Raw genomic sequence first — 14,942 nt, forward strand, 5'->3', positions numbered from 1 at the left:
ACATTTTAAAGTAGCAAAAAGTGGTCAATCTAAAGTAGCGTTGACAGGCTGATGCAAGGTTATGGCTACACCCGCGGGATACAGGATCTGATTAACTATAACCGGCTGCTCAATCGCACTGATTTGACCCAGGAAGAAAAGCGGGATTTACGCTTTGAACGCAATTTCGCTATCGCCTCACTGACATCTAACTTTTTGATTGATGGTAGCCAATACGGCCTGGCTAAATTGGGGGGCTATCTGGCGCGTACAGGACCTACGCCGGTTATCGAGATTGCACAATGTGGCCTCAGACCCTTTGCGCCTTTTCTTGCTAGCAGGCTGGGCGCGAGTCGGGCAACCGTGGGACTGGAGATATTAGGCTCTCGCCTCGGGCAGATTAGCTTCAATGCGGGGAGCAAATTCGCCAGAATGGGCGCGCCTGCGTTAGGTGTATTGGCGAGCGGCTTTGACATTTACAATGCTTACCGATCATTTTCCCAATTGGCGCAGACCACTGATCCCGAAATTCGGCAAGATCTGATGGTGAATGGCTCACTTTCGGTGCTGGGAGCGGCGGTTGGCATCGGGGTGAATATTGCCTTTGCCATTGGCGGAACCGCCGCTGTGGTTGCAGGCCCCTTGGGTCTTGCGCTGGGCGCGGCGATTATCGCCAGTGCTCAAATTTATTCCGCCGTGCGCCAGATTGAAGCCATCAAGCGACATATCACACTGACGACCATTGAAAGCTGGGAGAATGGTTGGCGGCTATTTTTAGGGGAAAATTTGACACCCGAGGTGCAGAGACGGTGGACAGAACAGGTAGAGAAGCCAGCAATACGTCAAGAATATGACAAGTTATTAGAAAAATATGCGGATACATTGCTGAAACAAGCTTCTCCCTTACAACGGCTCGAGAGTTACTATTACAGTCGGGGTGATTTCCATCTGAAGGAATACGTTAAAAGAGAGCTGGATCTTAGCGTGGTAGGTCTTCTACAAAATGCGACACCTTATTATTTGGTGCTTAATGGCGGTTTTACGTATAAAGATAGCGTAAGTTTTATCCCAACTCAGCTTTATGGTATCAATGATTTCGTTGATGCCAATGCGCCGCTTTCCCCGGCCAGCACCGTCAGAAAAGCGGTTTTAGCCCATCCTCCACAGGAGGCGCTCGCTGACAGTGAAGAGATGGTGGCTCTGTTTGATCTCGGTGACGGTGACGATATCGCTATCGGTCATCGCAACAAAAGAAATAGTTTTAATATTAATATCGGCGCGGGGAGAAAAAATTATACCGGCGGCCGATTATCGGATATTTTCTATCTGGACTGCACGGCGATGCCTGCTAATCCGAGTCGACTGGATGGCGGCAGTGCATTAGCCAGCGATTCAAATGCCCCCTTTTCTCCGACAAAAGAGCACGACACGCTGGTTGCCCGTGGCAAACCGCTGGCCGCTTACGGTTATCTCATCGATCTTAAACGGGGTGAGATCCGCTATCGAGGCATAACAGGTCTGGTCGCTGAGGTTTTTAATATTGAGCATGTTATCGGACATCGTGAAACCCATGATGTGCTGATAGGAAATGAGGATAACAATCAGCTTGATGGTCAAGGAGGGGAAGACAAGCTGTTTGGCCTGGGAGGAGATGATGTATTGACATTGGCGGCAGGGGAGGCCAATGGCGGCACTGGCATAGATACTTACTGTATTTTGCAAAATTCACAAGAAAAAGACGTCGAAATCTCATTAAGTGACAGTGAATTGGCAGGAGAAGTGAGTAATATCATGCTCAGTCATCATGTCGATCAGATAGAATCTATTCGTATCATTTCAGGGGGCGATGGAGATGAGAGATACCCGGTAAAGGTCGCGATCAGGCTGCGCAATAACAATGGCACACACACCACGCTGTTATTAAAGGACGCTTACCAGCGTAATAATGAAAACAGCAAATATCTCACCTTAGCTAACCGCTACCTGCTGTCAACCCGTGACGGGGTATTATTGCTCTCGGGATGGCCAGACAGTATCGCGCAAGATGATGAGGGCAATGGGTCGTTTTCGCCGATTTTTAACGCGCAATACAGCATTGCACATGATCACCGAGCCAGCAGCCTGAATTTCTTTAAGGCTCCGCAACCGGCAGATAGCCCTATTCGCTTGGCGCAGAATAATGGCCAGGGAAAAATTACGGTCGCGGGTGCCACACTATCGCTGCCGACCTTTATGCAATTGGTGGCGGAAGATACGCCTTTTAATGATTATTTGGTGGGCGACAATGCCAATAATCAGTTACATAGCCGCCGGGGAAATGACCAGTTGCAGGGAAAAGGCGGTACTGATAGCTACATTATCCATCTTGACGAAAACCAAGGTGACACGCCCAGAATGATCTGGATCGATAATGAGGATCCTCACCCCAATCCCCAGTCAGATTGGTTGATCTTGCCGGTAGCGATTGAGCAAATCAGTAAAATCAGCCAGGTAGGTAACGATATTGTGTTAAGTCACGCCAGCCCGGCCTTGGGTCAATTTAAAATTGGTCTGCGCAACTTTATGCTCGACGCGCGTTACCGTCATATCACGGTGGTGGATAAACGGGGGGGTTCCTACACTTTGGATGTGGATGAACAGGGTCAGGCTTATCTTGGTCAGAAACAAAGTGAAATTCAGGCAACGGAGCGCGATGACAGTATTCTGTTATCGGGCGCCATCATCCTGGCAGAAGGGAGTTTCCATGCACTGGCCGGTGACGACACGGTTTTTGATAGCAGCGAATGTGATCGCAGGTTATATGGCGATGCGGGCAACGATATATTAATAGCCAGTCGATCAGGCAGAAAAACCCTCGAAGGAGGGGAAGGCGATGATCAACTGTTTAGTGATGTCGGAAACGATATTCTGCTAGGCGGTACCGGCAATGATCAGCTGATGGGCGGTGAAGGGGATGATACCTATCGTTATGGCCAGGGGGATGGTGATGATCTGATTAATGATGCAGGCGGCCATGATACTTTGCTCTTTGATGAAGGGATAACCCACAATGATTTGCGGTTTAAAAGAGCAGGAAACGACTTGCAAATTACATTCCTTGCCAAGGATACCGACAGGATAACCGTTAAGCACTACTTCAAATCATCTGCTTTTCAAATTGAGAAAATAAAGATGGGCAGAGATGAAATGCGCGGTGATGATATCGCGCGATTAGTGCAGATGATCCCTTCATTCCCTTCGTCTGAACGGGAAGCTACGTCATCTGTGAATCCGAGTCTATTCACCCGTGACCCAAATTTAGCAGCAAATCCGTTGTCATCACATTAATGGATCTAGCCTGATCCCTCTTGATCTGGGGTTTTGGTTACTTTACTTAATCCAAACCCCAAGGATTCATTAAGATCAATGATATCTGATAGTTGTTTAACTGCACTTTTTGTGCCGTCTCAAATAGTATACCATTTGATTATCTTGTAAAAGACCTATCAAAAGTACTGTCATAACTACTTAATCAAAACATCCAAAGAGATTTGATAGTTAGGTAGGCACTCGGGGATGATCAGTCTCAACGTAAAAGATTTTTTTCCCAAACGGAGCCCTTGTATAATAAGAAAAATTTAATAAATAGTTGCGTAAATAATTCAATCCATACCGAAAATAATTCACATAATTCCAGTGAATGCTGAAAAAAACGTTTTTTGAAAGTGTTATGCTTGATTTTTTTATATAGTCATACGATTAATTCAATCCATTAATCAAAATATAAATAACATTATGTCTTCTGTTTTTTCTTCAGCTTCTAGCAAAGTAACCAGTAATATTTATAGCCAGATAAATACAGCTAATAAAATAAATCAATCTAATCTGAGTCAATGTGAATCAGCACAGAACAGCACAGCACGAGTAACAGAAACTTATAGTAAGCAAAATAATTGCCCAGATATTCCTTATTATCATGAGCTGAAAAAAAAATTAGTTGAATCTAAGATAAGTGACTACTTCCATAATACCAAACAATCCCATTTTTATCAGTTCTTAATGCGCTCCTTCTCTCTTAAAGGACAGCTCGCTTTTATTAATCCTGAAACATTATCGAACATCTATTCAATAGATATATTCCGAGTATCAAAAGAAAAAATTTTGATTAGAGCAACTTACGATCATTGCTTTGGTGAAGAGTTCGGTGAATTGATAAATTTTAATGAATTTCAGCAAGTTGTGATTGCTGAAATCAATGGTGACATAAAACAGGAAGGTATTATTGCTGATGCGCCTGAACAGGTCTCATTAATAAAGAAACAGGAACAATTAAAACAATTTATCACCGATAAAATAACACAGTTAACTCCGCAAAACGGTTCATGGGTTGAACTCAATGATAAAATGCAGCTCAATAATCTCATCGAGCTGACTGCCGCTGCTCCTAGTATTTTGGGCACTCAGATGCTTGCTGGATGTGGAAAATTTATTAATTTACCTAATTTAAATGGAAGGAAAGTTTATTTCTGTCAAACTTCTTCATCTCAGTATAAATTCAAAATAGCAAGTAGCGCAGAGAATACGAGTCCTGAAAACAACAGTAGAAATTTTACTTTCCAGGAGTTGGAAGCACATCTAAGAAAAAAAGAAGCAATGGAGAAAAATGTAAAAAAAACCTACGCTGAAACTTCATCTTCTAACTATTCAATTACAATAATAAGTAACATAAAAAGCAAAATTCCTGATGGAACCAGCAACTCGCCAGCAATATTAACATCTGTTACATCAAGCTTAGAGCAAAAAAAAGAAGAATCTAGCCGAATTAATAAATTTTTAGTAAAAAAAGGTATCACTGATAGTTCGGCGACTAATGACGGTGAAAAAAAACAAAAATCTCAAGAGATACAGGAAAATTTTTCCAGTATTATTCAAATTTTTAAGAAAAATGTCGATACGCTGAAAAATAATGGAACCGAATACTTTGCAAGAACCGCATTTGGCCTGGTAAGAAATCGATTTAAAAATATCGGTATAAAATCAGCAAACAAGTATAACTTCGGCAATGCTGAAAGTGTAGAACGCATGGAACTAGCTAATCTTAAGCTTCCTGATGTTAGAAAAAAAATAAATCAAACAGATAAAGATAAAGGGTCACCGAACTATAGGTATGCCTGGGAGATGGCGGTAGGAAATTGTAGTGAAATGGCCGGAATTGCTGCCCAATTAATCAATGCAAGTGGAGGATATGCAAAGCAATACAGAGTTGATGATAAGGGAACACATGCGTTTACGTTAGTAGGTATTCCTCCTAATACGGCAACTGACAACGTTCATTTTTCAGATTATGATGGGTGCTGGGTTGTTGATCCCTGGGCTGGAATCGTCTGTGAAGCGAGTCAATACACACAATGCTTTGAAACCAAAATGAATCAGTGGTCAAAAAAGAATAAAATGATATATGACTATTGCTTAGACTCATGGATAAAAGCTAACAGTGCTGATTGGCTTAAAGCTGTCACCAATGGTCATAAAGTGGCTTTGTTTCAGTAGGAGAGCATAAAAAAGTGTGGGGCAATCCTAAGCAGCTAATCCAGTACTTTCATGGCCTAGCGCTCCGGAACTCACGCCCTGACGCAAAAATCTAAAAATCACTGATTTTTTCTACAAATTCCCTTTTCGTTTGGTATTTTTTTATTCGAACATCTTCTAGTTCCTACTTATAATTCGTGGTTGATATTACTATCCAATTTGAGTAGATTTCAACGACAACTTTAAGTGAATATGGCCTTTTTAGTTCCGACTCTGGCTATTCTAGGAACTGACTGAATGAATAAAATATGAAGAAATAAACTTTATAAAAACAAAGCTATTTTTAATTTTTGCGTCAGGGCGCGAGTTCCGGAGCGCTAGGCCTTGTTGCCACTTTACTGCGCCTTAAACAAGTTACATGATTAGTCATGGATTATTATTCAATAATGAATTATTCATAAAAAATAATAAATATAAAGCTGCAGGATGGTATCAACTAATATCAATATAGATATACATCTATTTCTATAGTGAGAACAGCATGAACATGCTTAGGATATTGTTTTGTGAATGTATGACTGGAAAAATACAGAGGCTAAATTTTTTACTTTACAACATGTTTTCAATAGCACTTTCATTTTTTCTCTCGTTTATTATTTCTTTTACTATTTCGTTTATTATTTCATTTATGAATGTTGGAAATTTTCATGATGCACCCACAATTTTTTTATTTTCAGAGATGACGACGTCAAGCCTCACAGGTATTACTTCTGCATTCTCCAGTATATTAGTTATATTGCTTTATTTTTTCTCTCTATTAAATATAACAGCAAAGAGATTTAGAGATATCGGTTTACCTGGCTGGACGACGGCTATTCTGTCTTTTTTTCCTGGTGTTATGGCAGCGATTTTAGATAATTCTATTTTATCTATATTTTTTACTTGCATTAGTGTCATCATTATCTTTCTGCCATTTATAGTACCGACAAATTTATTTTCCAATAAAGAATAACTCAAAGCAATTTCCTGTGCTCTGAATTATTTTCTATAATAGGCCACTCGAAACCGCAACGAATATCGACATTTGATGGGTTCACTTGCGGTCAAAAATAAAGAGCAAAACATTATCTCTAGCTTTTGTTATAAAAATAGATTGAGCAACGTTTCTATCCGCCTTGAATTATAGTTTAATGATAAAAATTAATAAAAGATAATAAATAATTAGGATCAGGTTATTTCCGTACGAAATATATGTACGAATTATATCATAGGTACGAAATTAATTATCCTTACTTTTGTACATTGTTGACCGTGGGTGTCCGAAACCGGTCGGTTTCGAATCGATACTGTATTCAAATTAGATTTGAATAACAAACCATAAAACCTAAGCCTGACAAGGGATAAACGCCCTTTTTAAAAATGAAACTGGTCAATTACATGTGTATCCTGACTTGCTCCCGATATAAATACAACAACATCTGCATTTAACTTGATATATTATCGTTTATAAACGACAATGTAAGATATGAATGAAATACGACACTACATCGATAACAATGGAAACGACCCTTTTGATGAGTGGCGTGAGCAGATACGCGACACCAAGGCTAGGATTGCTATTGACCGACGTATCATGCGTGTAGAGCTAGGCAATTTCGGCGACCACAAGCTTTTACGTGAAGGCGTCTGGGAGTTACGCATCGATATTGGTCCTGGCTATCGAGTCTATTACGCTAAAGCTGGCTTGACGATAGTTCTGCTGCTCTGCGGTGGAGACAAACGCAAGCAGGATGCAGACATAACCCGCGCATGTGAATATTGGCGCGAATGGAAAAGCAAGAGCGGATAGGAGAATGGGCTAATGAAAGACAGATCACACGACGATGCAATGGCCGAAATATTCCGTAAAGACCCTGCTTATGCAGCTGAGCTGCTTAATGACATCCTCGAAGACGGTGAACAAGCCGAATTACTGGTTGCTATGCGCCAGATGGCTAAAGCTTTCGGTGGTGTTCGCCGGGTGGCAAAGGAGGCTGAGTTGAATTCAAACCAGCTCTATCGCACTTTATCTGCGAGGGGTAATCCAGAAATCAGAAGTTTAAACGCGATTTTACGTGTTATGGGCTTGCGTCTTGCTGTTCAACCTATCACTACTAATTAAATTAGGCAGTGACCTCTTTGCCGATAGTATTCAATAATCTGGCCTTAAGAGGAGAACATAAAAAAATCTAGGGCAATCATCCAAATCATTAACCCATTGGGATCTACTCAACCACGACTCGATGAAAACATTCTGCCAGATAGTTGCCGGGAATTTCGATCAAAAATTCCCTTATTTGCAGTTTATTCTAAATACGTTGTCCAGTCATAAAACACCCGTGTAATTCATCGCTTGTATTTTACATAGTAAGAGGGATATTAACTAAAACAGAACGGAATAAACCTGATAATAATATTATTCAATATCGGCAAGCCACTTTTATAATTACTGTCATTGATTAAAATAACCGTAATTTATCAAATTAACGCTTAGACATTATCAGTGTAAAGACTACCAAGGCGATAATTTCGTTGATTTACAACTGACAATTTGTTGCGCGATATCAAGACCCGTGAAATGATTTAAAATCAGAGAATGACAAGCTTCATCATTAAACGCTAAAATTTTTCGGGCATAATGAAGCAACTGGACGCCGTATTCTGTCAGCCGTTTATTACGGCCATGACGAATAAATAATTCTTTACCCATCACTTGTTCTAAACGTTGCATTTGTTGACTTACCGCAGATTGCGTTCGACAAATTGTCTCAGCAGTAGCAGAAAACGTTTTTCTCTCCGCCACAGCGACAAAAGTTCTAAGTAGCTTAATATCGAGATTTATTATGGGATGATTTGAGTTTATCATAACTTATTTTTTCACTTTATAATTTTATTTAAAGGTTATCTTAGTCTTCAGCTAAAACATGATGACAGGGCGCGCCTCTAAAAAAAGACACGTTATGTCATGTTATTGACTCTGTTCTTATAAAAAATGATTGCTCTCTATTTTTACTTATATTTTATTTATAATACCTGCCGAAAAATTTAATGATTAAACATGAAAAATATTTTTCCGCTTGATAACATAAAATAAATAGATCCATTATTTAATATCGCTCAAACGTATTATTCACTGCTTTTCCTTCTCACGCCGTAAAATAACAACACGCAATGAAATCATTTATACCCACAACGCTTCACATTGACGCCAGGCGGCCAATTCCGTTGTCAGCGCTAATGATAAAAGACCGTAAATTGCTAATTTAATTTGTCCACTCAAGCCAGAATGCAGTTTCCTTTGTGGTGACAAAGCCATGAGGGAAATAAGCATGCTAAGAAGAGAGGATCACTACATGATAAAACAACGCCATCAACAGGGGGCATTTATTGTTGATATTGCCCATCAGATAGGGTGTTCAGAAAAGACGGTGAGACGGCACATTAGCTATCCTGCGCCGCCAACAGCAAAATGCGGTAAAAAACAGGTTGCTAAACTCGAGCCCTTTAAAGACTACATCGATTCAAGGTTGAGTGAACAGGTTTGGAATGCGGCGGTTATTTTTGAGGAAATCCGTGAAAAAGGCTACCGCGGCGGGAGTGCGATGCTCCGACGTTATATTCATCCGAAGCGTCCACTCAGGGCCTCGAAAAACACGGTACGCTTTGAAACCCTCCCCGGTTATCAACTTCAACACGATTGGGGAGAAATCATCGTTGAGGTGGCAGGCTCTGCCTGTACGGTTAATTTTGCCGTTAATACGCTCGGTTTTTCGCGTCGCTTTCATGTCTTTGCTGCCCCTAAGCAAGATGCTGAGCACACGTATGAATCGCTGGTTCGCAGCTTCAATTACTTCGGTGGCAGCGTAAAAAATGTCTTGGTAGATAACCAAAAAGCCGCTGTTATCAAACATGGACAAAATGGCCACATCGAGTTCAATGCGGGCTTCCTGCAACTGGCTAATCACTATGGGTTTAGTCCTCGCGCCTGTAAGCCCTATCGACCGCAAACGAAAGGCAAAACCGAACGGATGGTGGGCTATGTTAAACACAATTTTTTCACTCGCTACCGTCAGTTTGAGAGTTTCGCTCATGTTAATCAACTGCTAGCGATGTGGCTGGCGAAAGTGGCAGACCAGCGTCATCTTCGTCAATTCAAGCAGACACCGGAAAATCGTTTTGCTGAGGAAAAAATAGCTTTGATGCCACTCCCTGCGACTGATTTCGATACCAGCTACTTCGACCTACGACAAGTGGCATGGGACAGCTATATCGATGTCAGAGGTAATCGCTATAGCGTGCCTTCATTCTGGTGTGGTCGTGCGGTTAATATTCGTATCGGTTTAGATAATACGCTACGTATTTACGGCGATGAGCAACTGCTCGCGACGCATCTCTTGCAGGAGGTAACGCAGGGCTGGCAAAAGGTGCCAGAACATCATCAAGCCCTTTGGCAACAGGTCAATCGAGTAGCGTCTCGTTCGCTCAGTGTGTATGAGGAGCTACTCTGATGGAAATGGAAAACTTGTTGATACGGTTAAAAATGGATTACCTGGGCGATGCGTTGGAGAGTTTATGTGAAGAAGCCACCAAGAAAGCACTGAACTACCGTGAATTTCTCCAGCAGGCATTAGCCCAGGAATGGAACGGGCGTCACCAAAAAGGCTTGGAATCGCGGTTAAAACAAGCACGTTTGCCGTGGATAAAAACCTTGGAGCAATTTGACTTTACTTTCCAACCAAGTATAGACAGGAAAATTATCCGCGAGCTGGCGGGGCTGAGGTTTGTCGAACATCATGAAAACGTCATTTTGTTAGGCCCACCTGGGGTAGGGAAAACGCATTTGGCGATAGCGCTGGCTGTCAAGGCAGCTACAGCTGGGCATCGGGTATTGTTTATGCCTCTGGATAGACTCTGCTGTACCTTAATGAAGGCAAAGCAAGAAAACCGTCTGGAACGCCAACTTCAGCAACTGTGCTATGCCAGGGTATTAATACTGGATGAAATCGGGTATTTACCGATGAATCGCGAAGAAGCTAGCCTATTTTTCAGGTTATTGAGCCGTCGTTATGAAAAGGCGAGCATCATTCTCACATCAAATAAAAGTTTTACTGATTGGGGGGACGTATTCGGTGATCACATTTTAGCAACTGCGATTTTAGACAGGCTTTTACATCATTCAACCACATTGAATATTAAAGGAGAAAGCTATCGACTCAAAAATAAACGCAAAGCAGGCATGTTGCCTATAAAAACGACTGATATTATCCAGGCGCCTGGAATAGAAACCCAACAGGAAAATTAGCAAAAACTGGACATTTTAAAGTAGCAAAAAGTGGTCAATCTAAAGTAGCGTTGACATCCGTAGCGCTAAATAAGTCAATAGGCGGGTGAAAGCACGTCTGCCTCATGCCAAAGGCGAATAAATTCTTGCTGATACCGCATCGCGCGCGTAGGCATATTCCATAGCACTACTACGTTTTCAGCATTGCGTTTATTCGCGCGGGATGGAAACGGATTTACGTATTTTCATGAGTGTTTTCTAGCTCCTTACGGCTAATGCTAATGTTTTTGGGTTCCTGCTGGCTTTTGTAGTGACCCGTTGTCCTTGTTAACGAACGCCGGGCGGCTTCAAACAACAATATGCCGCGTTCTGCTGGCGTGTAGGAGGTGTCATCACGGTTATCCAGGTCGAGAGCGACGGTAGCCACCTTCATTAAGGTTTTGTCTTCCATCCGTGCCATTTTCCTCGGCGCATGCTGGAGTTGCCGCAAAATACCGTCAACATTGGCCTGAGAAACCGGGCGCTTTTGCGCCAATTCAGGCACGATTTCACAGAGCGCATTGAACGTCGGGCGCTTTAATTCGATAAAGCGGTTAATGCGCATCGGCAGTTTGGTTGACAGCTTTTCATCGTCAGGAATGAAAATCGCTGAACTGCGTACAACGGCATCCTGAAAAACAATCACCCCTTCACCGCTGTTGAGGGCTTTTAATTCACTCAGCTCGATGTTGTCGCGTTCACGGATGTGGCGGGTATCCGCCTCTTCGTATTGCTCCCCGACGATACCGCTTTTACGCTCGACGGTAGCCAGTTCAGAATAATAGCCCTTACCGGCGGCGGAACGAATGATGTTGAAGGTTTCCACGGCATCTTCTAATGCCATAAACCATTTGGTGCGCTGGTTGGCGCTGACGGTAAAAAATTCACGCATCGATTTTGCCAGTAAGGATTGCACATCTTGGGCGGCAATCATGAGCATGTAGTGCAACGAACGCATCTGTGCCGCCAGTTTGTCGATACCCGGCGCAAAATAAGCACCCAGTTCGTCAAAAATGAGGGGGTAGGGGAATTTTCCTGCAAATTTTTTCGCGATCAGGACGTCTTCGCGTTTCCCTTCAAAGCGATCGCCCAAATCCTGACTGAGGGTCATGCGCAGGCCGGAAATATAGAGTTTACCCAGGGTAGCGGCTTCGCTACTGGAGAGCTCCAGGGCAGGAATAAGGACGACAAGAATGCGATCATTATGCAGGACATCGCGCAAATCAATGTCACCGGCGCCTTGAGGGAACACATGGCCGTAAATGTCATTAAACAGGGTAAGCATGCGAGTGAATTGCTGAATAAGAAAGCCATGCTGATCGAAGACGCTTTGCGCCCATTCAGACGGTCGGTCGATCAGGGTCATATCAAACCCTGCCAGCGTATTTAAGTAATTTTCCAGCGGTTGATAGCCGGCCGCATGCCAGTTATTTTTTTTGGCCTCTTGATAGAGTTCCACTGTCTTGCGCAGCGGCAAATAATGCTGAATGACGCTTTGTGATAACAGTAATCCGTCTTTTTCCCGTTTGTAGCACAGCGCATAGATTAAGGCGCTGATCATGGCTCTGGCTTTGTCTTGCCAGCCGTCTTCATTGCCGTTTGCCGTGGGCAAGAGAGAATCCATTAACTGGATGATGAAGGTTTCGGAGGCGTTGGCAAACAGGTTAATGGAATTGGATTGAGGCCGCGAGTGCTCGCCCTTCACCAAAGAGGTAAATTTGCTCTTCCCCCCAGTTAAAAAATTCAGCACATACACATCGTCTTCCCGACCAAAGCGACGCGCCAGTGACCAGACCGCGAAGGCCAGGCTGTTTTCTGCTTTACCGTCTGAGAGGCACATGCCGCGACCCCAGCAGAGTGAATTAAGGTAAACCGATAAAATGGCTTCGGTTTTTCCGCCCCCGGTGGTGGCCATCAGTTGGATATGGCGCAATGCATCATCGAGATTCAGCCACAATTCCCGCGCCAGCGATTTGCCCCGCGCGTAACCCAGACAGAGTATGCCCGCGGCCTGCTGGTAGTTTCGCGTACGAGTGACAAAAGAGAACAGTCCCGCCAGCCCTGAGCGCGCTTTAAAGCTTTCACGCTCCGTGGTCAGATCGGGCTCCCCGACATCCGTGGGGAGCCGTAGCGGCATACGAAACGGTCTATCGCTGAAAAGAATCAATATTATTACTGAGGCAGGCAATCCCATCAGCAAGGTGGCTGGCCAGAAGCAGCCAAAAATCAATGCCATCAATAGCATTAATTGTACGCCCGTGGGAGACAGTAACGTGTCGGCAAGAGTGGCATTGAACAGAGGGCGATTCACTCGCCGCGGATCGATTGAAGCGGGTCGTTTATCCATAAAATATAGATACCTTGGTGACATGTTAGATAAAAGGGGATTTTTGTCTTTGTTTTTACCGGTAGTTTTTTATACCCATTTAGATATAATTAATGGATGAAAACACCATCACAAAAATCGTTGCTATGGGTTGGTAGCAGTAAAAAAGATTTGCAACTGTTGCCTGATGAAGTCCAGGATGTATTTGGCTATGCGTTGCATCTGGCTCAATCAGGTGAAAAGCATCCTGATGCGAAACCATTGAAAGGTTTTGGCGGTGCTGGGGTGTTAGAAGTTGTCGAAAATTATGCTACAAATGCCTATAGAGCAGTGTATACCGTTAGATTTGATACCGCTGTGTACGTGCTTCATGTTTTCCAAAAAAAATCCAATTCAGGCATAGCGACGCCTAAGCCTGATGTAGAGAAAATACGCGAGCGTCTCAAAATAGCGGAAAATGATGCTAAAGGAGGCTGAAATGACACCCAATATTGAAATCAGCAGCGGCAATATTTATGCCGATCTCGAGATGCCTGATGCTGAAACCATGCAATTAAAAGCGCAATTGGCATCAAAAATTACCGATATTATTAAGCATAAACGCATGACCCAGACTGAAGCAGCCCGTTTACTGGGTATGACACAACCCAAATTATCTCACCTGCTACGAGGGCAGTTTAGAGGGATCAGCGAAACTAAAATGCTGGAATGCCTTACTTTGCTGGGACGTGATGTACAAATAGTGATTGGTAAATCTCGCCGTACACCAAAAGCAGGCAGTTTAAACGTTATTTTCTCTTAAGCGGGGCGCCTGCATTCATAAATGCTGCTAATGTTTCATCGTTTTCTAGCGCACTGAAGGGCACGGGACGACCGTCATCTGCAATCAGTTGCGGTGTCCCGGGGAAACCATACGCAGCAAAGGCTTTGTCGTTAACCGCTAAGGCTTTTTCGCCAATATCACAGGAAGGCGCTTGAGCGGGGGAGTTGTCAGCCAATAACGCTTTCCACAAGGCGCGCCGTTTTTCGGGTGGAGCACAAAGCACGGGGATTATCTGAGCCGCGGTTTGGTTTTTTCCAATCAATGTCACCGGAAAAACGTCAATATTGACGTTTTTGCCCATGGCCGCCAAGGTGGGTTCGAGATCCCGGCAATGTTGGCAGAGGGGGTCGGAAAATACGTATAAAGTGCGTGAATGACCGGTGGTTAAAGGAACGGTGAAGAGCTTTCGCCCAGCGGCGTCGCGTAAATTATTGGCTAAGGTGGCCCATGCGGTTGACGTAGGTTGAATCGTCTCTGCCGGCTCGCGGTATTCACGGGAGGGGAGTTGAACGGTTTCCGGCACCGATGAGGCAGCCAGCCAGGATGCCGGGGGCTGCTCGGATGACGGCAATAGCGCGGTCTGTATCGGGGGTGTCGTGGGTAAGAGTCGATGGCCGCACACCGCCGCTAGGGTGATAAGTATGAGACCCCACACTATTCGCCTCCGCCATAATTTTATTTTTTGGTGTTGCATCACAGCCTGGGTCAACGTATTGAGCACGTTTTGGGCATCAGCGGGTGAAAGACGGTCATCGAGCATAACGATATCTTGCTGGTTATTTTGGCGAATGATCAGGTGGTTACCCTGCATGAAAAAATGGGTTTCCTGGCTGATATCCAAGGTAAAAAGCACCGCGCCGCTGTCAGCATGACCGAGGCGGGTCGTCAGGATGGAGCCGATGATGTGGGTAGAAAATGTTTTCGGGCGCATAGCAGTCCTTATTGCT

Annotated in this window: 12 protein-coding genes and 1 pseudogene; 9 read left to right on the forward strand and 4 right to left on the reverse strand. The window is 43.6% G+C overall.

Annotation, left to right across the window (positions count from 1 at the left end):
- Positions 1 to 51 precede the first annotated feature (51 nt).
- The 5 genes from AACL30_RS12090 to AACL30_RS12110 all read left to right on the forward strand — a co-directional run bounded on the left by AACL30_RS12090 (position 52) and on the right by AACL30_RS12110 (position 7,648).
- Positions 52 to 3,306, forward strand: coding sequence for a calcium-binding protein (locus AACL30_RS12090; RefSeq protein ID WP_339056736.1), 3,255 nt, complete (start codon positions 52 to 54; stop codon positions 3,304 to 3,306).
- Between the two features lie 447 nt (positions 3,307 to 3,753).
- Positions 3,754 to 5,508, forward strand: coding sequence for a hypothetical protein (locus tag AACL30_RS12095; protein ID WP_339056737.1), 1,755 nt, complete (start codon positions 3,754 to 3,756; stop codon positions 5,506 to 5,508).
- 595 nt (positions 5,509 to 6,103) lie between these two features.
- Entirely contained in the window at positions 6,104 to 6,499 is a 396-nt protein-coding gene (locus AACL30_RS16535) for a hypothetical protein (RefSeq protein WP_422389604.1), read from the forward strand.
- Positions 6,500 to 7,012: 513 nt separating this feature from the next.
- The gene (locus AACL30_RS12105; RefSeq protein WP_339056739.1) at positions 7,013 to 7,336 is read left to right on the forward strand and encodes a type II toxin-antitoxin system RelE/ParE family toxin; all 324 of its coding nucleotides are present in this window, start codon (positions 7,013 to 7,015) and stop codon (positions 7,334 to 7,336) included.
- Between the two features lie 12 nt (positions 7,337 to 7,348).
- Positions 7,349 to 7,648 (forward strand): DNA-binding protein, encoded by a 300-nt coding sequence (locus AACL30_RS12110; RefSeq protein ID WP_176488693.1) that lies wholly within the window; start codon positions 7,349 to 7,351, stop codon positions 7,646 to 7,648.
- Between the two features lie 444 nt (positions 7,649 to 8,092).
- On the opposite strand, the pseudogene AACL30_RS12115 reads toward AACL30_RS12110, so the two are convergent.
- Together AACL30_RS12115 and AACL30_RS12120 are read right to left on the reverse strand one after the other, a co-directional pair.
- Positions 8,093 to 8,392 (reverse strand): annotated as a pseudogene (locus tag AACL30_RS12115) (LysR family transcriptional regulator); the annotation flags it as partial.
- A gap of 315 nt (positions 8,393 to 8,707) precedes the next feature.
- Entirely contained in the window at positions 8,708 to 8,857 is a 150-nt protein-coding gene (locus AACL30_RS12120) for a hypothetical protein (RefSeq protein ID WP_339056740.1), read from the reverse strand.
- On the opposite strand from AACL30_RS12120, the gene istA reads away from it, so the two are divergent.
- Positions 8,856 to 10,034, forward strand: coding sequence for an IS21 family transposase (gene istA / locus AACL30_RS12125; RefSeq protein ID WP_339056693.1), 1,179 nt, complete (start codon positions 8,856 to 8,858; stop codon positions 10,032 to 10,034). The two genes, AACL30_RS12120 and istA, sit on opposite strands and share 2 nt — an antisense overlap.
- Entirely contained in the window at positions 10,031 to 10,828 is a 798-nt protein-coding gene (gene istB, locus AACL30_RS12130) for an IS21-like element helper ATPase IstB (protein WP_339058365.1), read from the forward strand. The genes istA and istB overlap by 4 nt, the downstream gene beginning before the upstream one ends.
- A 214-nt stretch (positions 10,829 to 11,042) precedes the next feature.
- On the opposite strand, the gene trbC is transcribed toward istB, so the two are convergent.
- Entirely contained in the window at positions 11,043 to 13,193 is a 2,151-nt protein-coding gene (gene trbC, locus AACL30_RS12135) for an F-type conjugative transfer protein TrbC (protein ID WP_339056741.1), read from the reverse strand.
- Positions 13,194 to 13,289: 96 nt separating this feature from the next.
- On the opposite strand from trbC, the gene AACL30_RS12140 reads away from it, so the two are divergent.
- Both AACL30_RS12140 and AACL30_RS12145 read left to right on the forward strand, forming a co-directional pair.
- The gene (locus AACL30_RS12140) at positions 13,290 to 13,649 is read left to right on the forward strand and encodes a type II toxin-antitoxin system RelE/ParE family toxin (protein ID WP_176488696.1); all 360 of its coding nucleotides are present in this window, start codon (positions 13,290 to 13,292) and stop codon (positions 13,647 to 13,649) included.
- A gap of 1 nt (position 13,650) precedes the next feature.
- Complete coding sequence (locus AACL30_RS12145) at positions 13,651 to 13,974, forward strand: helix-turn-helix transcriptional regulator (RefSeq protein WP_339056742.1); 324 nt, start codon at positions 13,651 to 13,653, stop codon at positions 13,972 to 13,974.
- Here AACL30_RS12145 and AACL30_RS12150 read toward each other — a convergent pair.
- Entirely contained in the window at positions 13,961 to 14,926 is a 966-nt protein-coding gene (locus tag AACL30_RS12150; RefSeq protein ID WP_339056743.1) for a DsbC family protein, read from the reverse strand. The genes AACL30_RS12145 and AACL30_RS12150 overlap by 14 nt on opposite strands.
- Positions 14,927 to 14,942: the final 16 nt, after the last annotated feature.

It is taken from the genome of Candidatus Regiella endosymbiont of Tuberolachnus salignus (genome assembly GCF_964020115.1).
GTDB classification, from domain to species: Bacteria; Pseudomonadota; Gammaproteobacteria; order Enterobacterales; family Enterobacteriaceae; genus Regiella; species Regiella insecticola.